18 protein-coding genes and 1 pseudogene are annotated in these 24,381 nt (G+C 43.0%); 15 read left to right on the top strand and 4 right to left on the bottom strand.

Translation table 11 applies throughout. The annotated features are described in order from the left end of the window. Positions 1-8 precede the first annotated feature (8 nt). The gene (locus tag ACP7AE_RS05025; protein WP_426241722.1) at positions 9-2,789 is read right to left on the bottom strand and encodes a heavy metal translocating P-type ATPase; all 2,781 of its coding nucleotides are present in this window, start codon (positions 2,787-2,789) and stop codon (positions 9-11) included. Positions 2,790-3,282: 493 nt separating this feature from the next. On the opposite strand from ACP7AE_RS05025, the gene mrcB reads away from it, so the two are divergent. The 6 genes from mrcB (at position 3,283) to purH (ending at position 11,512) form a co-directional block, all read left to right on the top strand. After that, positions 3,283-5,760, top strand: a complete 2,478-nt coding sequence (gene mrcB, locus ACP7AE_RS05020; protein WP_201538873.1) for a penicillin-binding protein 1B — start codon at positions 3,283-3,285, stop codon at positions 5,758-5,760. Between the two features lie 56 nt (positions 5,761-5,816). Next, on the top strand, positions 5,817-6,605 hold the full coding sequence (locus ACP7AE_RS05015) for a tetratricopeptide repeat protein (protein WP_426241720.1): 789 nt from the start codon (positions 5,817-5,819) through the stop codon (positions 6,603-6,605). 122 nt (positions 6,606-6,727) lie between these two features. After that, a complete protein-coding gene (prmA, locus tag ACP7AE_RS05010; protein WP_201501574.1) occupies positions 6,728-7,654 on the top strand; it encodes a 50S ribosomal protein L11 methyltransferase in 927 nt (308 codons plus the stop codon). 196 nt (positions 7,655-7,850) lie between these two features. Then, a complete protein-coding gene (locus ACP7AE_RS05005) occupies positions 7,851-9,143 on the top strand; it encodes a DUF3426 domain-containing protein (protein WP_426241718.1) in 1,293 nt (430 codons plus the stop codon). Positions 9,144-9,418: 275 nt separating this feature from the next. Then, positions 9,419-9,778 carry a DNA-binding transcriptional regulator Fis gene (gene fis / locus ACP7AE_RS05000; protein ID WP_201538869.1) on the top strand — a complete coding sequence of 120 codons (360 nt, stop codon included), beginning with the start codon at positions 9,419-9,421 and terminating at the stop codon, positions 9,776-9,778. A 153-nt stretch (positions 9,779-9,931) separates the two neighbouring features. Continuing rightward, entirely contained in the window at positions 9,932-11,512 is a 1,581-nt protein-coding gene (gene purH / locus ACP7AE_RS04995; RefSeq protein ID WP_426241716.1) for a bifunctional phosphoribosylaminoimidazolecarboxamide formyltransferase/IMP cyclohydrolase, read from the top strand. 202 nt (positions 11,513-11,714) lie between these two features. Here purH and ACP7AE_RS04990 read toward each other — a convergent pair whose 3' ends face one another. Together ACP7AE_RS04990 and ACP7AE_RS04985 are read right to left on the bottom strand one after the other, a co-directional pair. Further along, positions 11,715-13,589: a SurA N-terminal domain-containing protein gene (locus ACP7AE_RS04990; RefSeq protein ID WP_426241714.1), complete on the bottom strand. Its 1,875-nt coding sequence runs from the start codon at positions 13,587-13,589 to the stop codon at positions 11,715-11,717. A 383-nt stretch (positions 13,590-13,972) separates the two neighbouring features. Next, the gene (locus ACP7AE_RS04985; RefSeq protein ID WP_045445077.1) at positions 13,973-14,245 is read right to left on the bottom strand and encodes an HU family DNA-binding protein; all 273 of its coding nucleotides are present in this window, start codon (positions 14,243-14,245) and stop codon (positions 13,973-13,975) included. 519 nt (positions 14,246-14,764) lie between these two features. Here ACP7AE_RS04985 and ACP7AE_RS04980 point away from each other — a divergent pair. The 8 genes from ACP7AE_RS04980 (at position 14,765) to fdx (ending at position 22,153) form a co-directional block, all read left to right on the top strand. Then, positions 14,765-15,409 carry a hypothetical protein gene (locus tag ACP7AE_RS04980; protein WP_426241712.1) on the top strand — a complete coding sequence of 215 codons (645 nt, stop codon included), beginning with the start codon at positions 14,765-14,767 and terminating at the stop codon, positions 15,407-15,409. A gap of 546 nt (positions 15,410-15,955) precedes the next feature. After that, the gene (locus ACP7AE_RS04975) at positions 15,956-16,465 is read left to right on the top strand and encodes an Rrf2 family transcriptional regulator (protein ID WP_045451863.1); all 510 of its coding nucleotides are present in this window, start codon (positions 15,956-15,958) and stop codon (positions 16,463-16,465) included. Further along, on the top strand, positions 16,462-17,688 hold the full coding sequence (locus ACP7AE_RS04970; protein WP_045451862.1) for an IscS subfamily cysteine desulfurase: 1,227 nt from the start codon (positions 16,462-16,464) through the stop codon (positions 17,686-17,688). Before ACP7AE_RS04975 ends, ACP7AE_RS04970 begins: the two co-directional genes overlap by 4 nt. 198 nt (positions 17,689-17,886) lie before the next feature. After that, the gene (iscU, locus tag ACP7AE_RS04965) at positions 17,887-18,300 is read left to right on the top strand and encodes a Fe-S cluster assembly scaffold IscU (protein WP_201538866.1); all 414 of its coding nucleotides are present in this window, start codon (positions 17,887-17,889) and stop codon (positions 18,298-18,300) included. 247 nt (positions 18,301-18,547) lie between these two features. Further along, complete coding sequence (gene iscA, locus ACP7AE_RS04960; protein WP_045445072.1) at positions 18,548-18,868, top strand: iron-sulfur cluster assembly protein IscA; 321 nt, start codon at positions 18,548-18,550, stop codon at positions 18,866-18,868. A 118-nt stretch (positions 18,869-18,986) separates the two neighbouring features. After that, complete coding sequence (gene hscB / locus ACP7AE_RS04955) at positions 18,987-19,568, top strand: Fe-S protein assembly co-chaperone HscB (protein ID WP_193009472.1); 582 nt, start codon at positions 18,987-18,989, stop codon at positions 19,566-19,568. Between the two features lie 274 nt (positions 19,569-19,842). Further along, positions 19,843-21,723 (top strand): Fe-S protein assembly chaperone HscA, encoded by a 1,881-nt coding sequence (hscA, locus tag ACP7AE_RS04950; protein WP_201538865.1) that lies wholly within the window; start codon positions 19,843-19,845, stop codon positions 21,721-21,723. Between the two features lie 91 nt (positions 21,724-21,814). Further along, positions 21,815-22,153: an ISC system 2Fe-2S type ferredoxin gene (gene fdx / locus ACP7AE_RS04945; protein WP_201553608.1), complete on the top strand. Its 339-nt coding sequence runs from the start codon at positions 21,815-21,817 to the stop codon at positions 22,151-22,153. A gap of 128 nt (positions 22,154-22,281) precedes the next feature. On the opposite strand, the gene ACP7AE_RS04940 is transcribed toward fdx, so the two are convergent. Beyond that, positions 22,282-23,559, bottom strand: coding sequence for an adenylate/guanylate cyclase domain-containing protein (locus tag ACP7AE_RS04940; protein ID WP_426241708.1), 1,278 nt, complete (start codon positions 23,557-23,559; stop codon positions 22,282-22,284). Between the two features lie 740 nt (positions 23,560-24,299). On the opposite strand from ACP7AE_RS04940, the pseudogene ACP7AE_RS04935 reads away from it, so the two are divergent. Continuing rightward, positions 24,300-24,381 (top strand): annotated as a pseudogene (locus tag ACP7AE_RS04935) (IS5/IS1182 family transposase); the annotation flags it as partial.

The following is a 24,381-nucleotide window of genomic DNA, read 5'->3' as shown; positions in this document are numbered from 1 at the left end:
AATGGGTATCAAGCGCGTTTTAAGCGCAGCGCATTTAAGACCACAAACAATGAGCTTAATGACATACCAATAGCAGCTAACCAAGGTGGCACATAGCCTAACGCCGCTGGTATTAGCACACTGCCATTATAAATCAGTGCCCAGCGGAAGTTTTGTTTGATAATACGTTCCGCTTTATCAGAGATACGTTTGGCAGCAGTTATAGCGTCGATTTGACCATTTAAGATAATACTGTCACTCGATACTTGTGCCAAATCTGCCGCCCCCGCAATAGAAGTCGAGACATCTGCTGCTGCTAGCACTGGCGCATCGTTGATACCATCTCCCACCATCAACACTACGCCACCTTCCGCCTGTAGTTTTTGAATGTGAGTAACCTTGTCTGTTGGCGATAGACCATTGTAAGCAGAATGCATTCCTAAACTTTCAGCCAATACCAGCGCTTGCGGGCTTGGGTCACCAGTCAACATAACTGTTTCAATACCCAACTCTTTAAGCGTATCGAGCATGGCTTTGGCACTATCACGCACCTTATCATTGAAATAGAAGCATGCCAGCGCTTGCCAAGTGACCGAGTCATTTTGTTGACAAGATAAAACCACCGCTGAGCTGGCGCGCTGTGATACTAAATCAATGACCATATCATTATCAGCATCGTTTAACGCAAAATCCACATGACCAATTCGATATAATACGCCATCAATCATTGCCTCGACACCGCCTGCTGGATAATGCTGTAAGGCCTGCGTCGATGGCAAGTGCAACTGGTAGGCAGCAGTCAATAGTGCATGAGCAATCGGATGACGGCTCCCTACTTCTAAGGCGGCGGCGATTGCTAATAGCCTATCTTTTTGCTCGTCTGTAGCCGTTGCAATATCATTGTCTTTAAGCAGCTCAATATTTAATAAATTTGGCTTACCATAAGTGAGAGTACCTGTTTTATCAAAGGCGACATGAGTGATTTCAGCGAGCGTTTGTAGCGTATGTCCACGCGTCGTCAAAAAGCCATAGCTTGCCAGTCGATTGGTCGCGACCGTCAGCGCAATTGGCGTCGCTAAAGACAGTGCACAAGGGCAAGTCGCGACCAATACCGCGACCGTAGCCCAAATCGCTTGGCTTGGGTCAACGATATACCAGCCAATGAATACCAAGACAGACAATACTAAAATACGCGCAACAAACCATCGTGCCAGCTTATCGGCTTGCTGTGCCAGTTTGGGCTTTTCACTCATGGCACGGTTCATCAGCCGATCAATCAAGCCCATTTGACTGTCTGCTGGCAATGCTGTGACCAGCATCTCAAACGGTTGGCTGTCATTTTGTGCACCGCCAACGATATAGTCACCTTGGCTCTTGATAATCAAGTCGCCCTCACCCGTCAATAGGCTTTGCGACACGGTAGCAGTCTGACTCAGCAAAATACCATCGCTGATGATTTCAGAGCCAGCCTCAACTAAAATGATATCACCCACTTGCAAACTATGGGCGGTGACCATTTGTTTTTCTTTTGCCTCACCTGCTGTTGTTGATATGGCTGATTTTTGAGTACGCGTGCGTTGCCAGTCTTGTGCAATTTTTGATGTGAGCTGATGAACATTGGCATCCATGCTTTGCATAAAATTAGGCGTTGGATTGGCTGATGGGCTTGCCTCATTTGTATCCAAATTACTGACTTGATTACTCACGTCTTCATTTTCAGCTGTTTTCTCGATCTCATTTTTCTTTAACTGCTGTAATATAAGCTCGGCGGCTTCTTTATCTTCCGCAATTTTTTGTACCAGTACTGGCTCAACCACGACCAAGTCATTGGCCATGGTGGCGGCTTTTAGGCGGGCATTATGTTCAATGTAACGCCCTGCCAGTAAAAAGAAAATAAACATACTGACCGAATCGTAATAGGTTTCCCCTTGCCCAGTGATGGTCGCATATAGGCTCGCGAAAAAAGTCACAATCAGCGCGATACTGACGGGTACATCCATATTAACTTGACGGGCACGAATTGCCGACCACGCTGAGGTAAAGAACGGGATACCCGCATAGAAGAAAACGGGCGTACTGACAAATAAAGATACCCAGCGCAAAAAATCACGCTGAAATATTAGCATATCGCTGTATTCACCAAAATAGATGGCAACGGCATACATCATCGCTTGCATCGAGCCCAACGCGGCAATGCCCAATCTTATGAGCATTTGGTTGTTATGACGCGCCAGCATCGCCTCATGCGTATCTTGACGATAAGGCTTGGCTTCATAGCCTATTTCATTAATCACCGCTAGAATACGGCTGATAGGCAGCTTATCCTCGTTCCATATCACTCGCATACGCTGATTGGTCAAATTCACCTGACATTTACTGATGCCATCTAACTCATCGAGACGCGACTCAATTAGCCAAGTACATGCCGCGCAGCGTAGGTTATTGACGGACAGCTCTGCAACCGACAGTCCGTCTTGAGCATAGACGAATTGTGATTTGATCTCGTCATGGTCATACGCCTCAAGGCGAGTCAACTGCGTCGGTAGACTTGCCGTACGATTAATCTCTGAGCGGTCCAGATAATACTGCTCAAGCCCTGCCTCTACGATGCTTTGAGAGGCTAACTGACAGCCCATACAGCACATCTCACGCGGCTTACCCAATATCTTGGCATGGAACGGCGGCTGCGGTACAGGATCACCGCAATGGAAACAGTGACCTGCGAGTGGCAGTACTAAACCTTCGATGATAGAGTTATCTTCATAATGCTGGCTGGTGGTCGATGCCATTGATGATGGGACATTGGACATAATCGCGCTTACTTCCTTTAGACAGGTTTGCTCGAACCTTATTCGCTTTAAGTAAACTTACTATCATTAACGAGACTCAACGCCTATGCAGAAGACCTATCTAAAACAGCTATTTTAAATAACTCTCAGCACGGCTCACAAAAAACAAAACAATAACAGTAGCGGTTAATTCATAAAAAACACATCGTTGGTGCGTCTCTAAACTGCTATCGTGCATGGCTATGTGACATGGTTACATGGTTACATGGTTACATGGTTACATGAAGCTAATATGACACTTATATAACAATGATACTGCCACTCTAAAGCTTTTAATGCTTTGTTAGCAATGACCGTGTTTTAACAGAGATTATACTATAAGCAAGTGCTGTGAAGAGCATAACCACGCACAGCTTAAAATCAATGAATGCCTGCGTTGACGATGATAGATTGAAAAATTTGTCAATTTGCGTCATTATGAGGCAGTTTTTTATACCAAAATGGTGCGACATCAGTGCAAACATCCAATTCCAAGTTACCAAATACCAAGTTAACACAGTCCTCTAAATCTGTTAACCACACGCTCCCTTCACAGCAGCGTGGGTTGGTATTTAGTAGTCTTATCTTAATTGTCATTATTGCTGGCATGGTGCTCTTGGCGCTATATTTAATCAAACTTGATCGCACCATTACTCATAAGTTTGAGGGTAAGCGCTGGGATATCCCTGCTAAAGTGTATTCGCAGCCGCTTGAATTGTATCAAGGCGCGAGTGTCGACAAAGATACGATGAAGACATGGCTGGAGTTGCTGAACTATCAAAGCAACAAAGCTTATGATCGCACGGGAACCTATCATAGATCAGGTAATACCTACTTTATTCATACTCGCGGTTTTACTTATAGCGCCAACGATGTGGATAAAGAGCAAGTCATAAAAATGACTATTACTGGTAACAAGATTGAGTCCGTACAAAGCACTTTGCCTGCCAAAAGCGGCATCATTCGCTTAGAGCCGGTGAGTATCGGTGGTATTTATCCTGACAGTAATGAAGATCGTTTGGTCGTCTCGTTAGATGAAGTGCCACAACCACTCATTGATGCGTTAATAGCCACGGAAGACCGTGCGTTTTATGAGCACAAAGGCGTCTCTATACGAGGCATTGCACGTGCCGTACTGAACAACTTCTCTGGTGGCTCTAGACAAGGCGGCTCGACCATCACTCAGCAACTGATTAAAAACTTCTATCTCAATTCAGACCGTACGCTGAAGCGCAAAGCCAACGAAGCGTTAATGGCAGTATTGCTCGAGCTACATTATAGCAAAGATGAAATTCTACAAACGTACCTCAATGAGATTTATTTGGGTCAAAACGGCAACCGCTCTATTAATGGTTTTGGCTTGGCATCACAGTTTTACTTTGATAAACCACTGAATGAGCTGCGCTTGGATCAGCAAGCCCTGCTAGTCGGTATGGCAAAAGGCCCGAGTATCTACAACCCACGTCGCCATCCAAACGATTCAAAAGCACGCCGTGACGTCGTGCTGGGCAACATGCTGGCCGTTGGCTCACTCAGTCAAGAAGACTATGAGAAAGCGCTAAAGCAGCCACTTGGTGTCGTGGACAAACCTGTCGAAGGCAAAAGTCAATTCCCTGACTTTTTGGATATCGTCAAGCGCGAGCTGAATACCGTGTACTATTCTGATGACCTCAAAAATGAAGGTCTTATCATTATCAGTACTTTGGACCCTATTGCACAATTAGCCGCAGACAAAGCAGTTGATAGAAAATTGGGTGAGCTGCGTCGTAATAGTAGCAAAACCAAAGACTTGCAAGGTGCTCTAGTGAGTGCCAATCCTGAGACTGGTGAGCTGGTCTCTGTGGTGGGCAGTGGCAGTGAATTTACCGGCTTTAACCGTGCGGTCGATGCCAAGCGCCAAGTGGGTTCGTTATTGAAGCCTATTATTTATATGACAGCACTTGAAAGTGGACGCTATAATCTTGCAAGCTCAGTCGATGACTCACCGATTACCGTGAATCTAAGCGATGGTACTAAATGGAACCCCAAGAACTATGACAATCGTGACCATGGTTATGTGCCATTTACCACCGCTTTATCAAAGTCTTATAACCAAGCAGCGGTACGCTTAGGTATGGAGTTTGGGGTCGATACCTTTGCCAAGCAGTTACAGCGCATGGGTATTAAAGAAAAAATACCACCCTACCCGTCAGCATTGTTAGGTTCTGTTAATCTTAGCCCAATGGACATGCTTGGTGTCTATCAAGTCTTTGCAACTGGCGGCTTCCGTACGCCTATTCATAGTATTCGCACCGTCATTGATGACCGTGGTCGTATTTTACAACGTACTGGACTCAACACTCAGCGTAGTATTCCGCCTGAAACCAATTTCTTAATTAACTATGCTTTACAAGATGTGGTCAAAAACGGTACTGCCAAACGCGTGCAATCACTTGGTAGCAATCTAAATCTTGCTGGCAAAACAGGTACCACAAATGATTACCGCGATGCTTGGTTTGCAGGTTACAGTGGTAACTATGTCAGTGTGGTTTGGGTTGGCCGTGATGATAACAAGCCAATTGGTTTAAGCGGCGGTACTGGCGCATTGCCAGTTTGGGTTGACTATATGAATCGCTTGATGCTGACGCCTGTGGCACTACCAGAGCCTGAAGGTATTGAATGGTTGTGGCTTGAAAACAACTCAGGCAAGCTGTCTAATGAGCGCTGTGCAGATGCACGGTATCTGCCTGTCCTGTCGGCATATTTACCAGAAGAAGCCAGCAGTTGCGCTGTCGGCTTATATCAGCAAGATCGTGCTCGTGAACAAAACCAGCAGCGCCGTAGTGAAGGTTTAGAGATTCCAAATGGCGAAGCTGTTGATAGCGACAACCAAGAAAACAGTGATGGGTCAAATGGTAATGATGCAGAAAGTCGTGCCGATACTTGGTATGATCGTGCCGTTGAATGGTTCTAAAGTTATTTGTGAAACTTAAAAAAGGTCTCAACTTAATGTTATCTCTCAAGCAAACTGTGTCAGCTAGGTCAGCCGTCATAACGCGGTCTATCAAAGTCAAGCCAGCCAATAAGATGCTGGCAGTCAGTGCTCTAGCTGGCATGTTGAGTTTGAGCGCTTGCCAGACTGCGCCGACTGCATCTACCGCAATAAAAACGGTACCGACTCAAACGCTGCCATCATCGCAAACAGCTAAAGCCCCCATAGCGACTGTGACGCAAGCGCCCATTGTCAGAACAGAGGACGAGGATGATTACCCCATTGAGCCTTATACTCCCTATGAGCCAGCCGAAGCAACCAATCCGTTGACTCAAGAGACGCCTGTATTTACACCATCTAATCCTGTGTTGACCCAACCTGATCCAGTTATTATCATCCCTTCACGTGATGACTACATCATCTCTGAGCCGTCAGCACCGTCACACAACGAATTGCTAGAACAGGCAAGAAAAAACTCGCAGCAACGGACACAGCAAGCTACCACTAATAATAGTAACTTGCCAGCATTTCGCAATTTGATGCAAGCAGGTATCAGTCAACTAAAAGCTGGCAAACTGACCAATGCTGAAAACAGCTTTACCCGTGCTCAGCGCCTAGCACCTAAATCTTCTGCGGTGTATTTCTATTTGGCACAAGTGGCATTAAAAAAGAACCAGCCGCGCAAGGCAGAAGCCATGGCACGCCGTGGTCTGAGTGTTTCTCAAGATACCAGTCGTCGCCGTGCGCTGTGGCAAATTATTTTGCAATCAGGACAAGCCCAAGGCAACGCTCGCGTCATCAGTGAAGCGAAGCAAGCCTTACGCTAATATCAAGACATACCGAAGTGAATAGAGACCAAGTTTATTACTTGGTCTCTATTCACTTTTTATATTCTGCACACGTATCATTTATCCAAAATAGACATTTATTTTTAATTAAGGTTATCGTTATGGCATGGCAACAACTACATTTACAATGTGAAAAAGCAAACGTCGATTTGGCTGAGGCACTGCTCCTAGAAGCAGGTGCATTATCCATTGCCTTAGACGACGCAGGTGACCAGCCTTTATTTGAGCCATTACCTGGTGAATCACCGCTATGGGATGAAGTTATCTTGACAGGGCTATTTGATGCGACCACCGATGCTGGCAGTCGTCAGGCAGTCGAGCAGCTCAGTCATGAAATCGCAGCACAAGTGCAAGCCACTCGTATCTGGCTCACGGCTGTAGATGATAAAGACTGGGAGCGCGAATGGATGAGCAATTACCATCCTATCGAATGTGCCAATAATTTATGGATTGTACCCAACTGGCTGACGCCGCCCAATCCTGAGGCGACTAACATTATTATGGACCCTGGCCTAGCCTTTGGTACAGGCTATCATGCCACTACCCGCTTATGTCTTGACTGGTTAACAGAACAAGATCTAAAAGACAAAGTGGTGATTGATTATGGTTGCGGTTCAGGTATTTTAGGCATTGCTGCTTTGTTATTAGGTGCACGCCACGTGTATGCCGTCGATATCGACCCACAGGCAGTGCTGGCAACCAATCAAAATGCCGCACGCAATCACGTTGGGGATCGCCTGCAAGCGTTTTTGCCAGAAGACTTCACTGACTACTGCGCACAAAACGATGTATTACCTGTAGACGTAATCGTTGCAAACATTCTAGCCAAGCCGCTTATTGGCTTAGCGCCTTACTTCGCCACTTTAATCGCACCAAAAGGTCGCATTGTATTGGCTGGTCTAATAGAGTCACAAACCGAACAGGTAACAGCGGCTTATCAACCTTATTTTGCGCTTGATGCAAAGCATGCTTTTACAGCGCAAGAAGACCAACATTGGCAGCGTTTATCTGGTACATTTACAGGCTAGCAACATTTAATTACATCTGTTACGATAGAGGGCAGTCAAATGTCATGCATTTGACGCCACTCTGTCCTTATTCATGATTTATGGACATTTAAAGCTAATATTTAAAGCTGATACAAACGGCAGTATTAGCACTATAGGCAACTATTAGCGAGTGGCTAAGCGGTATTGATAACCATAATTTTTTGGATTCGACCCTATGACCACGCCCATAAAAACTCAGTGCCCTCATTGCCAAGCTTGCTTTAAAATACAGCAAACACAGTTGAATAAAGTAAAGGCCACTGTTAGCTGTGATCAATGCCAACAGAGTTTTTTGGTCAATAAACATCTTATCCTCACTGCCGATGCTGTCAGTACTTCCGCTATTCAAAAAAATACAACGACTGACACCAATACGCTAGCCGATTCAAACGGACATTCTGCACAAACCGCTGACAATCATAATAAAAATCAACATGCAGCAGGCGCTGCTAAGTCACCACTCACTCCTCCACATTTAAAAAATATTTCATCTGATACTTTAATTGGGGACGATTTGATTCATGACGGCTTAATCTATGATGATATGGATAGCGATGAACCAGAAGAAAGTGTTTTAGAGTATGATTCTCTAGATAGTATGGATGCTTGGCTGACTCAAGCAAGCAATATGAACAATAGCAGTTATACTTCTACAGCAGACAACCAACCAACAAGTAACCTCTCTAAAAAAACAGATAAAAACAACGGGTCATCAGCGAAAGTATCATCTGATGCTACAACAGAAAATTCCTCATCGGCACAAATGGCGCTCAGTTCAGCAGCCGCTAATGATATTCATGCCAATGTGGATGATACTGCGGATAATTCTTGGCTCGAAAAACTCCTAAAAGAACAAAATAAAAGCGAAGAGGTTCGACAAGACGATACCGATTTATCACAACTGTTGCTCGATATGGGTGTACCACTGAAAGATGAAGCACCAACCGCCGAAGAGCGTGTGAGAAAAGCACAAGCAAAGTTTACACCTACGCCGCAGAGACGTTCTATCGCATCCTTACTATGGACACTAGGATGCTTAGTATTAGCACTGCTACTTTTTGCTCAATACGTCATTTTCAATCTAGAAACCTTGATGAAAAACCCAGTGCATGCAGAGCGCTTACAATCAGTATGTGCAGTCGCTGCCTGTAGTTTACCTAGTGCCGATCTAACAGCATTTACGATTACCAACCTTAATCATAAATCGAGTAAGATTAAGATGGATGGAAAGTCCAGCGATGTCAGTGCCACATTAAACAATCAAAGTGCCAAAGCACAGCTGTATCCGAATATTAAAGTCAGCGTATACGGTGCAAATGATATGATTGGAGAATTCATCGCCACGCCAGCTGATTATCTCTTAAGCAAACAAAGCCAATTAGCGGCTGACAGTAGTCGAAACATATTATTTACCATCCCTGTTGCTAATAGACAAATTCGAGAAGTGACTATAAGTCCTCTGTATTGAATGGATAATTACCAACAAAATACTGTCTATCTATAAACAACCTCGTCTCTTAAAACTTCAGCCCTCAGAAAAACGTAGGCAGATCGCAAGTTCAGTAGTGATGCAAGTGCGACCCAGCCAGTTATATTTTGTGGCAATGTTATAATAGTAAGCATATACCCTAGTCATACTGCTGCCAATATAAGGTTAATCTGTCAGCGCTAAACGATATTAATTTGATATAATACCCTGATATCTTATGGTTTGACTCTTTCCAATCCCAAGGACATTATCTTATGGCACCTCATGCACAGCATAATGCCAATCATTTTGCCACAAGCTCTGAGCATCCTGCCGATTATAGTACAGCTAACCATCATTCAACTCGTCATGTTGACTCCTCATTAGACAGCGATGCGAGCCAGCGTCATGAACCACTGCGCGTACATGTGGAGCGTGTGGTACGACAGTACTTTGCGATGCTAGGTGATGAGATGCCGACCGACTTGTATGAGCTTATTTTAAAACAAATTGAAGAGCCACTATTATCGGTTGTCCTTGAAAAAACTCGAGGCAATCAAACCAAGTGTGCACAAATCTTAGGTCTGAATCGTGGCACTTTACGCAAAAAACTCAAAACTTATGACTTAATGTAGCATCTGCTATATGCATTTCTCTATCTTTATTACCAATCATTATGTATGGCAATTTAACGTTATTGACGCTATCCACCATGATATTGTCTGCAACAATTGTCATTGTCACCTTGCCAGACGTTTACGTCAGGCTTTTTTTATGGAAATTTTCTTATGAGTACAACCCCACTTGCTCTATTGTCAGTCTCTGATAAATCCAATATCGTTGAATTTGCACAAGGCCTTATTAAGTCAGGCTTTGGCTTACTGTCTACTGGCGGTACTTATCGTTTACTCACAGAAAACAATGTCGCTGTGACCGAAGTATCCGATTACACGGGTTTTCCTGAAATGATGGATGGCCGTGTCAAAACGCTACATCCTAAAATTCATGGTGGCATCTTAGGACGCCGTGGTACAGACGATGCCGTCATGAGTGAGCACGCGATTGAGCGTATTGATTTGGTTGTCGTGAATTTATATCCGTTTGCTGAAACCATTGCTCGTGCGGATGTCACCATGAACGATGCTATCGAAAACATCGACATCGGTGGTCCTACGATGGTGCGTTCTGCGGCGAAAAACCACGCTCATGTGGGTATCGTGACTGATCCAGCAGATTATGAGCGCATACTTGCCGCTTTAGGTGATGGCACCGAGCTGACACCTGCTTTGCGCTATGACTTAGCGGTTAAGGCTTTTGAGCATACTGCACAGTACGACGGAATGATTGCCAATTTCTTAGGTAGCCGTGTCAATGAAAGCCAGCAACCTGAGAATTTCTCACGTACCTTTAATGTGCAGCTCGAAAAAGCACAGGATCTACGATACGGCGAAAACCCACATCAAAACGCCGCTTTTTATACGGAAAACCATCCGCTAAAAAGCCAACAGGCCTCTATAGCGACTGCTAAGCAACTGCAAGGTAAGGCGCTGTCTTATAACAACATCGCTGACACTGATGCAGCCCTTGAGTGTGTAAAAGCCTTTAGTACGCCTGCTTGCGTTATCGTTAAGCATGCCAACCCTTGCGGTGTCGCTGTGGATAACGATCAAGTAACCGCGTATAACACTGCCTTCAGTACTGATCCTGAGTCTTCTTTTGGCGGCATCATTGCTTTTAACCGCCCATTGACGTTAGCAGCTGCTAAAGCCATTATCGACAATCAGTTTGTAGAAGTTATTATTGCACCAAGCATCGAAGATGGTGTGCTTGAAGCGACAGCTGCTAAGAAAAATGTCCGTGTATTGGTGTGCGGCGAACTGCCAGCGCCAGATCAACGCGATAGTCAGCTTGACTACAAGCGCGTCAACGGTGGCCTGCTAGTACAAGAGCAAGATCTTGGTTTGATTACAGCCAATGACTTAAAGATTGTCACTGATGTACAACCAACGGAAGCGCAAATCGCCGATCTATTATTCAGCTGGAATGTAGCAAAATACGTCAAATCTAATGCAATTGTTTATGCCAAAGGTCAGCGTACTATCGGTGTTGGTGCAGGTCAAATGAGCCGTGTCAACTCAGCGCGTATCGCTGCTATCAAAGCTGAGCACGCTGGATTGGCTACTGAAGGTGCTGTTATGGCATCAGATGCCTTCTTCCCTTTCCGTGATGGCATCGATAACGCTGCCCAAGTCGGTATTACTGCTATTATCCAGCCAGGTGGGTCTATGCGTGATGATGAAACCATTGCTGCGGCAAATGAGCATGGCATCGCGATGGTATTCACTGGTATACGTCATTTCCGCCATTAAATTGTTCCGTATCACTTTGAATAGTAGCATTGATAGCAGTATTGAATTTCGTATCGCCATTAATGCTAAATCTTTATGATAAAAGTAATACTCATTAAAAAAGCCACTGTAGACAGTGGCTTTTTTATGCTTAAAATTTGAGAAGATTATTTAGGACGAATGACTAAGTAAGTATCTCAAATTTTCCTTAATAGCTTTACTTCTAACGCCCTTGCGCGTTTGCTATATTGGCGTCATTAATTTCAACTTTATATACCAAGCGGAGATAATCCAAGTAATCTTGTAGCTGATCTTGCCCCAAGTTATCACGAATGATTGCAGCTGTTTGTGCTCTTTGCACATCAGATAATGGCGACTGCTCCTCTGTTTTAATACGATCACCGACCAACAAAGTCGCACCCATCTCAGTCTCACTGGCAATGGCAACGACGCCATTATTAGCTGCTTGCTGACTAAAGGCTAATCCGCGTTCTTTCTCTGTCAATAGAGTGGTTTGGCGATTCACTTCACCTAATGATTGAAAACGTACTGGCTGTTTATTGATATCAGCAGGCGTTTTAATACCAGCGGCTAGTTTCTTCGCCTCTTTTAGCGCCAATGCCGTTGCCTTTTCTTGACGTAATATCTGAGTAATTTTTGGCGTAGCAGCAGCTAAGCTAAGCGTTTTCGTAGGACGATAGTTGCTTGGCTGCACCCATACCGTACCGTTACCGACTTCGATACCTGCGGTTACTGCCTGATCTTGAATGGTAAACTCATCAAAAGCCTGCTTAATCACTGCTGGTTGTGATAGCTCCGACTTGTTGTTTTCTTTACGATAATCCTTGATACGTTTTAGCGTTACGTTCTCTTGCTGAGCGATGTCTTCGATACTAAAGCCATCTGCTGCCAAGTCATTAATCGCTGTCACTTTATCTGCATAGATTTCTTGACGCTTATATTCTTTGGCTTTTGCTGTCAGCTCTGCACGCATGCTTTCTAGGCTTGGGATTTTACTACCGTTATCTTCGGTTACAGTAAATATCTGATAGCCAAAGCTAGTCTTAATAGGTGCTGTTACATCACCCACGCTTAAGCCCTCTAAAGCTTGCTCAACCGCTGCAGCATCATTACCAAATACAGAGGGATTAAAGGTACCAATATCGCCACCTGTTGCTCCTGATGGATCATCTGATTCAGTTTTAGCCAATGCGGCAAAAGACTCACCTTTATCCAAGCGAGCTTTGATTTTGGCCGCTCTGGTCTTCGCATCTTTACCCGTTAATAGGATTTGACTGATTTTACGTTCATCGACGACCGCTAGCCCTTGCTTATAAGCTTCATATTGCTGCTGCAAATCTTCTTCCGTAACTTCATTCACTTGAATGGTTTTAGGACTTAATTGCAAATATGCCAAATCTACCATCGCCGCACTTTTTAGTGTGTCTTTATTGGCATCATAATAGGCTTGTATATCGCCTTTGCTTAACTTGACCTGATCTACATAGTCTTGCCAATTAAATCGATGCAGCCAGATATTGCGCGACTCAAGTTGTAAGTCAATCAATTGACTGACCGCTTGCATTGGATATACTGCCGTGCCAACAATACTTGCATTGAGCTGGTCGAGGCTTAACTGGTTACGAAACTCAGCAAATAGCTGATCTTTAGTCATGCCGCGCTGGCGCAAGAAGTTTGAAAATTGGTCGTTAGAAAAATTGCCTTCTGCGTCCTTAAAAATTTCTTCTTCACGCAATAAACGATTAATCGTGTCATCAGAGACTGTCATACCAAGCTTGCCCGCTTGCTGCTCCAATAGCGTACGATCAATGAGACCTTTGAGCACCTGCTCGTGCAATACATCTTCATTTAATAGACTGGCATCATCAACTTGTTCTAGTATTTCAGTACGACGGTTATTTACGGCAGTCTGATACTCGGACAACCCTACGCTTGCTTCACCCACCTGAGCGACTTGGTTGGGATCGACCCCACCTCCAAAATAGCTTTCGACACCCAATAGAGCGAGCGGCGATAGGCATAAAATCAATAAAATGCGACCTGGCCAGCTTTTTAAGAAATCGCGCAATTTATCCATAGTTATCTCTGCTTTATAAACCTATATTGATGAAAAACCATTGTAATATTACTATTAATATCAATGCTATCTAAGCAGGCAATGGTAAGAATAAGAACGTGTGAATTTGATATAGAACAACAAAACTGAGTAAAACAGCCTTATTTAAACAACGCATCTATCGCGCGCCCTATGATACGTGATTTTTGATGCAGACTCAAAATATTCACGTGGTATGATACAAACTATAGCGATAAAAAAAGCACCTAATATTTAGGTGCTTTCTAATGATTCATATTATGACTTTTCAGCCATGTTATAAACTATATAGTGCTTTACTAAGTAAATGCTGTGTTCATTCGTATATCACGTCGTTATACAGCATCCGTTTTTAATAAAACGGTTTAGTTTAAACGCTCTTTTAAGTTTTTACCCGCTTTAAAGCTTGGTACTTTACTTGCTGGAATGCTAAGCTCTTCGCCCGTCTTAGGGTTACGGCCAGTACGTGCTTTACGGTCTTTTACGCTGAAAGTACCAAAACCAACCAATGAGATGCTATCGCCAGCTTCTAGCGCTTCACCAACACTTTCCATAACAGCATTCAATGCATCGCCAGCTTGGGTTTTGTTTAGGCCACTTTTGTCTGCGATGCTATCAATTAATTCTGACTTATTCATAAAATTTCCTTCAAGTTTAAGGGGGATAATAAACGCTCACGCCAAGCATTGTAACGCTCTCATAGCATTTAAGCAATAAAAACTGCCTGACTGGCGTATTAACAGGTTTCGCTTTGTTATCGTCTTTATATCAAGGCAGCATAAGGAGCGCAAGCGATTTTACATATTTTTGCCTACTGTACTACGTATTTGACACTCAATGTTACGCAAAGCCTCTGCTATGGTCATAACCGCTAGTGACCTCGGCTTTTCCTAACTTCGACTTAGCGAGTCAACTTCTATACTGCCTTATCGTTCAAAGAGATGTTATCTCGTACTGAGGCATCGCCAGTCATAAATGTCTGTGTCCTTGTTGATTACCAAATTGTAAAGTAATAATTTTCCAAGTGACAGAAACTAGCGTTACTTTTTATTATAAAGGCGTTACTATAAGCAAAATATCACTGCACCTTTTGGGTCAATTTTGACTCTTGTTTGTCTTTTGCCTCTAATTTGCCAAATATAAAACGGATTATTTACATGAAGCGTTCTACGTTGTCTCACTCTTTTCTTAATATCATTCTGGTGTTCATCGAGTCGGCGCTGACACTATTGTTACGTTTAGATCCCGAACTACGTAAGGCCGCTTACCCACTTGCCAAGCAAGGTACTGTCGTGGCGCTACGCTTGTATCTACCGCATGTTGAAGTGTTTGCCACTTTTAGCACCAAAGGCGTATTATTAGACGCAGAGTTACCTATTGACCGCAGCGAACCTGACGTCATCATTAATGCTTATAGCATCCAAGTGATCAATGCGATCACCACTCATGACAGCGAAACCACCGAAAAACTACAAATGCGCGGTGAGTCTGTTCAAGTACAGTTGGTCAAGCAGTTTATTATGCAGCTCGGTCTTGGCAGCTTAATTCAAGGTCTTATTAAAAAGATAAAAGGTGGCAAAGGTAAGACCAAGCCTACTAAAGCTGAAATGGCTGACAAAAAGGACAGCTATAAATTACGCATCAAAGAGCAACAAACCCAAATAAACACCTTGACTATTAAAAACCGTGAGCTTGAAATCACGGTTAAAGAGTTACAGAGCAAACAGAAAACCCTGATAATCGTCACCGTGGCTGCTCTCGTCATTATGATCGCAGCCATTATCGCGCTATTGATGAATTAATGTCGCCAACGACGACTTACCAATGACAGCTTACCAATAACAAGCTACTTACTTTACCAAACGCGTTTGATGCCGATTAAGGCATATTAAGCGCTTAATATACTAAGCGCTTAGATGACTGGGGCGTATTGAACATTCAGCACGCCCTAATATAATTGATAGTCGTTAAAGAAAAAACTTAGAACTCAAACCTCAAGACTGTATTTTAGTATTTCAAAATTTTAGTATTTCAAAAATGCTAGGAATCAATGTTCTCAATCTTATAGTCCCTCCTTTTAATACCATTGTTTTTATCAATCATAGTGATAAGCTCGATTAACCATTCAACCACACTTTAATCTTGACTAAATTACTCAGGATTAAGTATAATTGGCTTAATCGTTGCACACATCGGGTTCATCATCTGCTGTTTAATAACGATAAGACACAACTTAGCGGTTATGTGATTTCATCAGTAGCTTTCATATTGCGCTACAAGCTGTCACCACTATCATTTTGCTAAGGTCGTTGTTAAATAAAAATGACTTAAAAGTTTGGAGATAACACATGCGTTTGACTACTCGAGGCAGATATGCCGTTACTGCGTTACTGGATTTGGCATTACAAACCAGCCAACAAGACACTGCAGTCTCCTTATCTGATATCGCCAAGCGGCAATCGATTTCTATCTCCTACCTTGAACAATTGTTTTCCAAACTTCGTAAACGTGGTCTGGTCACTAGCATCCGAGGTGCAGCAGGTGGCTATCATCTAGCCAAACCATTGCATGAAATAGACGTCATGAGCATCATATCTGCCGTCGATGAGTCGGTTAATGCGATGCAGTGCGAAGGACGCGGCGACTGTCAAGGTGGTACAATGTGCTTAACCCATGATTTATGGTGTGCACTGTCCAATCATATCGAACAGTACTTGAAAAATATAACATTAGCGCAATTATTAGACATGGAAAATGTGCAGTCAGTGTCAGAGCGTCAGCACAGCTCTACCAAAGAGATTTCCATAAAAGATATCAACACTATTACCCTATCGAACAGCGAGGCAAACCCAGCATGAGCCAACATAACAACCTTATATACTTAGATTATGCCGCCACCACGCCAGTTGCAAAATCAGTAGCTGCTAAGATGAGCGAGTATCTGACAGTAGATGGCATCTTTGGTAATCCAGCCTCGCGCTCGCATGGCTATGGCTGGCAAGCAGAAGAAGCGGTAGAAACAGCGCGTCAACAAGTGGCCGAAGTCATTAATGCTGATCCACGCGAAATCGTCTTTACCTCTGGTGCAACAGAATCAGACAACCTAGCGATTAAAGGTGCCGCCCACTTTTATCAATCTCGTGGTAAGCACATCATTACCAGTAAGATCGAACATAAAGCCGTATTAGATACGTGCCGTGAGCTTGAGCAAGAAGGTTTTGAGATTACTTATCTTGAGCCACAGCCAAGCACTGGGCTAATCTTACCAGAGCAAGTGAAAGAAGCATTACGTGACGATACTATCTTAGTATCACTCATGATGGTAAATAATGAGCTTGGTACGATTACTGATGTCGCTGCCATTGGTGAAATCACTCGTGAAGCAGGTGTGGTCTTCCACGTCGATGGCGCACAATCTGTTGGTAAAGTATTGATTGACCTTGAAACCACGAAGATCGATCTGATGAGCTTCTCAGGTCACAAAGCCTACGGTCCTAAAGGTATTGGCGCATTATTTGTTCGCCGTAAGCCACGTATCCGCTTGAAAGCAGAGCAGCATGGCGGTGGTCATGAGCGCGGTATGCGTTCAGGTACATTACCGACGCATCAAATCGTTGGTCTTGGAGCAGCATTTGCTTTAGCCAATGAGCGTTATGAAGAAGACCATGCACATGCAGCTAAACTACGCCAAAAACTGTGGGACGGTCTACAAGATATCGAAGAAATTTACCTAAATGGTGATCTTGAGCACAGCGTACCTAACATCGTAAACATCAGCTTTAACTTCGTTGAGGGCGAGTCTCTCATGATGTCGCTCAAAGACTTAGCCGTATCATCAGGCTCAGCCTGTACCTCAGCGACGCTTGAACCATCATATGTATTACGCGCTATTGGTCGCCCAGATGAATTAGCACACAGCTCAATTCGTTTCAGCTTTGGTCGTTATACCACAGAAGCAGACATCGATACTGTCATCAAACAAATGCATGAAGCGGTCGATAAATTACGTGCCTTATCACCACTTTGGGATATGTACCAAGAAGGTGTTGATTTAGATTCAGTCGAATGGGCTGAGCACTAAAATTACCGAAAGCAACGACATAGTTATCAAACAGAACCATTAAACGATTGATCAGACACTTATAAATCCAGTTTTTATAAATACCTTTTTTATAAATACCGTTTCTATTAACTAAATGTTTGACCCCAATTATCGATGAGTAGTTAGACATTTAAAGTCAGTAATTGACTACTCATCATCTAACTAGGAGAAAACCCCATGGCCTATAGTGACCAAGTTATTGATCATTACGAAAATCCACGCAACGTCGGCAATCTTGATAAAAATGCCAAAAACGTTGGTACTGGTATGGTTGGTGCCCCAGCTTGTGGCGATGTAATGCGCCTACAGATTCAAGTTGATGATAACGGCATCATTGAAGATGCACGCTTTAAAACTTATGGCTGTGGTTCAGCAATCGCCTCAAGCTCGCTCGTGACTGAGTGGCTAAAAGGCAAAAGCTTGGATCAAGCGGGCGAAATCAAAAACAACGATATCGCGAAAGAGTTGGCCTTACCACCAGTAAAAGTGCATTGCTCTGTACTTGCTGAAGACGCCATTAAAGCCGCTATTAGCGACTATAAAGGTAAGCATAATAGCGTAGCAGTAGAGACAGAAGAAGCGGCTAGCTAAACCTATTAGCGTAAGTATTGTACTTCTAAGTACACGGTCTTAATGGCCGTACTTTAGTAGTCGATGTATTGAACAGCTACTAACGCTAAAAAGGTGACAATAACGCTAATGTAATTGTCACCTTTTATTTTCTAGTGATTCTTAACTGGTCGTTATTAAGATTTTTTGGCAAGTGCGCTATTTTCATTGCCAGTTTATACAGATTTTTTTGATTGATATTTATCATTGATAGTCAATGGGAGTTGGCATGATTGAAATGACAGAACGCGCCGCTCAGCATGTTCGAGACTTTTTGGACAATCGCGGCAAAGGTGAAGGTATTCGAGTGGGTATCCGTACCGCGGGTTGCTCAGGCTTAGCTTACGTTTTAGAGTTTGTAGATACCCCTGATGAAAATGACACGCGTTACGAAAGCCGCGGCGTTAACATCTTTATTGATCCTAAAAGTTTGGTCTATTTAGATGGTTTGTTGATGGACTACGAAAAAGAAGGTCTTAACGAAGGCTTTAAGTTCACCAATCCCAATCAAAAAGGCGAATGTGGTTGCGGCGAGTCTTTTACCGTTTAATGCTTCAAAGGTTAAAAACCCTTGAGCTTAGAGTTTCCTGACTCTATATTTAAGCCATAATAAATATGTTCTCAGTTAAAGAAAACTTTCAAAATAAATAACAAGCAAGGCGTATGATATGACAGACATTACTGCAGAAGCCCAGTTTGATAACTTCTTTGCCCTATTTGAGCAGCCTGTACAGTTTGAAGTCAATCAAGAGAGTCTCGATCAGCATCTACGTCTGCTACAAAAACGTTATCATCCTGATAATGTCACCAAGAATCTAGCCAATACTACGCAAGCGCAACAGCAGTCTGAGCAGGCCTCAGCGTTAATCAACCAAGCCTACCAAGCGCTAAGTGCGCCTGATAGTCGTGCTAGCTATCTACTAGACATGGCAGATCAAGCACAGAATCTAGAGCATTCCATTGCAGACTTGGACTTTTTAGAAGATGCGATGCAGATGCGCATGGATTTAGATGACGCTATCGAGGGTAAGGATCGTGCGACATTGCAACAACTACACCCTCAAATCACCGAACGACTGGCAAAACAGTCTAAGCGTTTTAATGATGCTTACCAAAGCCAAGATTGGCAAACGGCGATTGATGCGACACAAAAACTAAAGTTCTTAGTCAAATTAAATGCTGACGTGACTACTGGTATCGATGAGTTAGCAACTGCTGAGCATTCAGATGATGATGATTTATACGTCTAACTAACTGACGTATAAGCTTGTTAATTTATTTTATATGCCAAATTTATTTATAAATGGTATTAGCTTATGACGCTTATTTGAAAACTATATTATAAGCGATGGTTAAAATAGTCACAGCGATGCCGTATAATCCCTTATTTTAAGCACTTTTAATCGCTAAGTATCTTCGTTTTCACGTGCATACAAAGCAGTTAAACTACAATAGTGCGCTTATCATATTTGTTCCATTTCACTTATTAATTTTATCTCTTTCATTTTATCTTTGAGTTATCTTATGTCTTTATTGCAAATTGCCGAACCCAATCAAAGCGCCCAACCCCACCAGCATCGTTTTGGCCTAGGAATTGATCTTGGTACTACGCGCTCATTGGTCGCGGTAGTACGCTCAGGCAAGGCGCAAGTCTTAGAGGCAAGCGCAGCTACCGACACCTTATTACCTTCTGTGGTCTATTATCCAAGCATAGGTAAGCCGTTGGTTGGCTCTGATGCATTAGCTCACTTAGCGGATGATCCAAAAAATACGATCGTCTCGGCTAAGCGTTTTATGGGTCGTAGTCAAGCTGATATCAAATTCTCTCATCCTTATGAGTTGAGCGGCAGCAAAGATGACATGCCAGCATTTGTGACGGCTCAGGGTAAAGTATCGCCTGTTGAAGTATCAGCACGTATTTTAGCAGCGCTTGAGCAACGGGCAGCGAGCGCATTGCCTGCAGACAGTATTGAGGGTGCGGTCATTACTGTCCCTGCTTATTTTGATGAAGCACAGCGGCAAGCGACCAAAGATGCAGCCCAAGCGGCTGGTATCAATGTGTTACGCCTGCTAAATGAGCCTACTGCTGCTGCCGTCGCCTATGGTCTCGACCAGTCAACGCAAAACAGCGATAAAGAAAGTTATTATTTAATTTACGATCTGGGTGGCGGTACTTTTGACGTTTCTATCTTAAAACTGACTGATGGCGTCTTTGAAGTATTGGCAACTGGCGGTAATAGTGCATTAGGTGGTGACGACATCGATCGTCTAATGACCAATTGGCTTATCAAACAATTAGCTATCGATCCTAAAGATGTGAGTCGTCATGACAAGTCAATACTGGCGCAACAAGCCAAAGCTTATAAGCAAGCATTGACGGATGCTGAACAAGTTGATATCGATATCACTGTGAATGAGCAATCTTATCAAGGTGTGCTTCGCCGTACAGATTTGCTGGCTATTGCAGAGCCAGTTAGCCGCCGTACATTGAGCGTATGCGAACAAGTCCTGCGTGATGCCAAGCTTTCGAGTGCTGATCTAGACGAAGTGATTTTGGTCGGTGGCTCTACTCGTATGCCTGCTATACAACAAGTCGTGACAGAGTTTTTTGCCAAGCAACCACTTTGTCGTCTAAATCCAGATGAAGTCGTGGCTTTGGGTGCTGCCCAAACGGCGCATCAATTGGTCAATGGCGATAGTAATAACAACCTACTATTGTTAGACGTAACGCCGCTATCGCTTGGTCTTGAGACCATGGGCGGCTTAGTTGAAGTACTGATTCCACGTAATACGCCTATCCCTGTCAAAAAACGCCAAGTGTTTACCACCTATCAAGATGGTCAAACAGGCATGGTGATTCATGTGGTACAGGGCGAGCGCGAGACAGTAGATAACTGCCGTTCATTGGGTCGTTTTGAGCTATATGGCATCCCACCGATGAAAGCTGGATTTGCTCGTATTGAGGTCACCTTTAGTATCGATGCGAATGGACAGCTAACCGTCAGCGCCCAGGAAACCACAACCAAGACAGAAAGTAAGATTGAGATTGTGCCTTCTTATGGGTTATCAGATGAGCAAAAAGAGCAATTGCTCGTCGCAGGATTCAAGCATGCAGAAGAAGATAAAAATACACGTTCTTTAATCGAAACTAAAGTAGAAGCGGAGCGTGAAGTATTAGCGCTACAATCTGCCCTTAAAGAATTTGCAGCCTTATTGTCTTCTGAGGAGCAGCACTCATTGGCTGAGCAAATACAAGTGTTGCAAACAACGCTCAGTACTGATGATTTGGCACTTATCGAGGCACAGCAAGCAAAGCTCAAGCCTCACAGTGATGCCTTTGCTGCCCGTATTATGAATCAAAGCGTCAAAGCCAGCATGGCAGGCACGAATGCCCAAGATTGGTAGCAGATACATTTAAAATGTGACTTAGTCACCATACTAAGCTCATTTCTTATATTTTTATTCTTTTAATTGATTAGCACTGGAAAGACGATTTATGCCAAAAATTACCGTACTACCGCATCATGAAATTTGCCCTGAAGGCGCCGAAGTCGAGCTAGAAGCTGGCAGCAACTTATGTAAAGCGCTATTGGAAAAAGGCATTAAAATTGAACATGCATGTGAGATGTCAAAAGCCTGCACCACATGCCATGTGGTCATCCGTAAAGGTTTTAATAGTTTAGATGAAATGGATGATATTGAAGCCGATTTATTAGATCGTGCTTGGGGATTAGAGCCTGACTCACGCCTATCTTGTCAGGTCATGCTCGATGATGAAGACTTAACCATTGAGATTCCTAAATATACGCTCAACCATGCAAAAGAAAACCACTAAACGCTAGAACACGTTCTAATATTACAGTTTACTTTATTAGGTAAAAAAGCCAGCTATCATAATAATAGCTGGCTTTTTTGCGCTTGATTGTATAAACATTATTTTTGGATGATTATTTATGACGATTGTCATTGATTGTCATTACGTTTGCTTGCTGCCGCTATGTCAGTTGCCACTTTTTCTTGCTCCTGCTCGACACGTTCAAGCGCAAAATTTAAGCGTGCTCTGATATCTTGATAATCATTATCCTTCATATCTTTAAAATTTAGATGCAAATTGAAACCTGGTAGTGTGTGATCAACCCACTTTGATAAATGACCTTTATACGTATCTGGATCCAGCACTTGCCATGCATTTACCTTGCTATCAAAACCCTTTAACTTGAACGCACCCGCATGCTGACAATCATAATTATGACAGATATAATCGTAAGTACTCTCACTGACCAGTATCTCATCTTTACCAGCGCTCGATTCAAGTCTTGCCGCTAGATTAGCCTCTTTACCAATAAGAGTATAACTTAGACGATTATTACTACCAAAATTACCAACATGGCAATAACCTGTGCTGATGCCTATACGGATGTACAACCCCTCAAAGCCCATCAAGCGCCATTTCTGCCTCAAAGTTCGCATCTCGCGACGCATATCTATTGCCATTGCGATACAGTCTAAAGCATCTTGGCGCGCACCGCGACTATTTGGCTCACCGAAAAAACACACCATGCCATCACCAATAAATTTATCAAGTACGGCGCCATGCTTGTTTGCTATCAATGTCATACAATGCATATAAGTATTTAAGATATCAGCCAAATTGTCAGCGCTCAAACTATCTGACAACTCCGTAAAGCCAACGATATCTGAGAACATAATCGTCAGCTTAGCACGCTTATTAGCAACGGTAACTGGGCTATCAGATTTTACGATAGGTTCCCAAACTTGTGGAGGTATGAAGCGCGTCAACTTATTAATGACAGAAACCATTGTACTTAAGCGCCCAACGGCCTGATGAGCACGAGTTTCATAACCAATATACTCTTGGTACACATGCCAAAACTGATACAGTATGACGATCATACTGGCTAATAATATTATTGGTGTGGTCCAGCCTTCATGGCAATCTATATCAGCACTGCTTAGGGTAACGCTAACATAATAGAAAACAATGACGGTTATTACAGAGACGGCAATCAGTTTTAAATGATTTTCAGGGCTACTAATAATAATTCTGAGTGCTATGAGCGAGGCTAAGCTAAGCGAAATAACCGTGCAAAACTGTATCGATCCAATAACTACCGAGAGTAAAATGATAACAATGTTAGACGTCCAAAAGCTTTTTTGGCGGCGATAGTTATAAATCAAAATCATTAAACTTGGCAGACAAACAATAACGAGCAGTGCCATTGAAGTAGGTCTAAAATTAAAATGTACAGCGAGGAGTATGACCGTAAGTATTAAAACGAAGACTTCTGGATAGTCAAATCGATAAATCCCTTCATTTTTTGAAGAGTGATTTGGTCTCAGCGTGTCTAAAAAAGGCATATGAAGTATTCGCTCACGTAAAACAGGCTATGTAAAAAATTAAAAGGCTTGAGGATAGCACACGCGTACTACCTGCCTCTACGCCAAGTTGTGTATAAAATTAATCAATGATTACATTATACTTTTTAAATGCAATAAAACCCATGTCACTGATAGCCAAAAGCCTACCACTCATCACTCATCTTTTCTTAATACGCTACTAAATCAGGATTATAAGACATATCGTTTGAGCCAAACACAAAAAATCCAGATAATATTTATCTGGATTTCAAATACTTAAAACCTATTAATATATAAAAATTAAGTCATGTAATAACCGAGCATAACGTTGGCACATAACCGTAAAACGACTAAGACACCAAAATAAGGCTTAATTTTAAACGTTTAGCCATTTTTCTAGTTATTTTGATGGGTCAATCGATGCCCAGTTAATCGATGCCCAGTTAATCGATGCCTAGTTAATCGATGCCTAGCCAATAGAGTATCATTATCAATTTGCCAATCAACTTACCGACCTGTTACTAGGGCGTGTCCCTAATCTGTAAAAGTAAGTATAAAGGCTTTAAAATAAAGAGACTATTTCAAACAGGGCTCTCTAAATTATGGCAAGAACAGTGCTCACCGATAATACATGGGAACAACTCCAAAGTACCATGAAGGCTCATGGCTGTCATACTTGGAAAA

The organism is Psychrobacter sp. TWP2-1-2, assembly GCF_049896785.1.
Taxonomy (GTDB): domain Bacteria; phylum Pseudomonadota; class Gammaproteobacteria; order Pseudomonadales; family Moraxellaceae; genus Psychrobacter.
This window is presented reverse-complemented; position numbering and strand designations above follow the sequence as displayed.

What these genes read in the sequence shown, in the direction of transcription:
- iscA (WP_045445072.1), top strand. Translation starts at nt 18,548, where the DNA reads ATGATTGAAATGACAGAACGCGCCGCTCAGCATGTTCGAGACTTTTTG.
- purH (WP_426241716.1), top strand. Translation starts at nt 9,932, where the DNA reads ATGAGTACAACCCCACTTGCTCTATTGTCAGTCTCTGATAAATCCAAT.
- prmA (WP_201501574.1), top strand. Translation starts at nt 6,728, where the DNA reads ATGGCATGGCAACAACTACATTTACAATGTGAAAAAGCAAACGTCGAT.
- ACP7AE_RS04975 (WP_045451863.1), top strand. Translation starts at nt 15,956, where the DNA reads ATGCGTTTGACTACTCGAGGCAGATATGCCGTTACTGCGTTACTGGAT.
- ACP7AE_RS05025 (WP_426241722.1), bottom strand. Translation starts at nt 2,789, where the DNA reads ATGTCCAATGTCCCATCATCAATGGCATCGACCACCAGCCAGCATTAT.
- ACP7AE_RS04980 (WP_426241712.1), top strand. Translation starts at nt 14,765, where the DNA reads ATGAAGCGTTCTACGTTGTCTCACTCTTTTCTTAATATCATTCTGGTG.
- ACP7AE_RS04985 (WP_045445077.1), bottom strand. Translation starts at nt 14,245, where the DNA reads ATGAATAAGTCAGAATTAATTGATAGCATCGCAGACAAAAGTGGCCTA.
- fis (WP_201538869.1), top strand. Translation starts at nt 9,419, where the DNA reads ATGGCACCTCATGCACAGCATAATGCCAATCATTTTGCCACAAGCTCT.
- ACP7AE_RS04940 (WP_426241708.1), bottom strand. Translation starts at nt 23,559, where the DNA reads ATGGCACTGCTCGTTATTGTTTGTCTGCCAAGTTTAATGATTTTGATT.
- hscA (WP_201538865.1), top strand. Translation starts at nt 19,843, where the DNA reads ATGTCTTTATTGCAAATTGCCGAACCCAATCAAAGCGCCCAACCCCAC.
- ACP7AE_RS05005 (WP_426241718.1), top strand. Translation starts at nt 7,851, where the DNA reads ATGACCACGCCCATAAAAACTCAGTGCCCTCATTGCCAAGCTTGCTTT.
- fdx (WP_201553608.1), top strand. Translation starts at nt 21,815, where the DNA reads ATGCCAAAAATTACCGTACTACCGCATCATGAAATTTGCCCTGAAGGC.
- ACP7AE_RS04990 (WP_426241714.1), bottom strand. Translation starts at nt 13,589, where the DNA reads ATGGATAAATTGCGCGATTTCTTAAAAAGCTGGCCAGGTCGCATTTTA.
- ACP7AE_RS04970 (WP_045451862.1), top strand. Translation starts at nt 16,462, where the DNA reads ATGAGCCAACATAACAACCTTATATACTTAGATTATGCCGCCACCACG.
- iscU (WP_201538866.1), top strand. Translation starts at nt 17,887, where the DNA reads ATGGCCTATAGTGACCAAGTTATTGATCATTACGAAAATCCACGCAAC.
- hscB (WP_193009472.1), top strand. Translation starts at nt 18,987, where the DNA reads ATGACAGACATTACTGCAGAAGCCCAGTTTGATAACTTCTTTGCCCTA.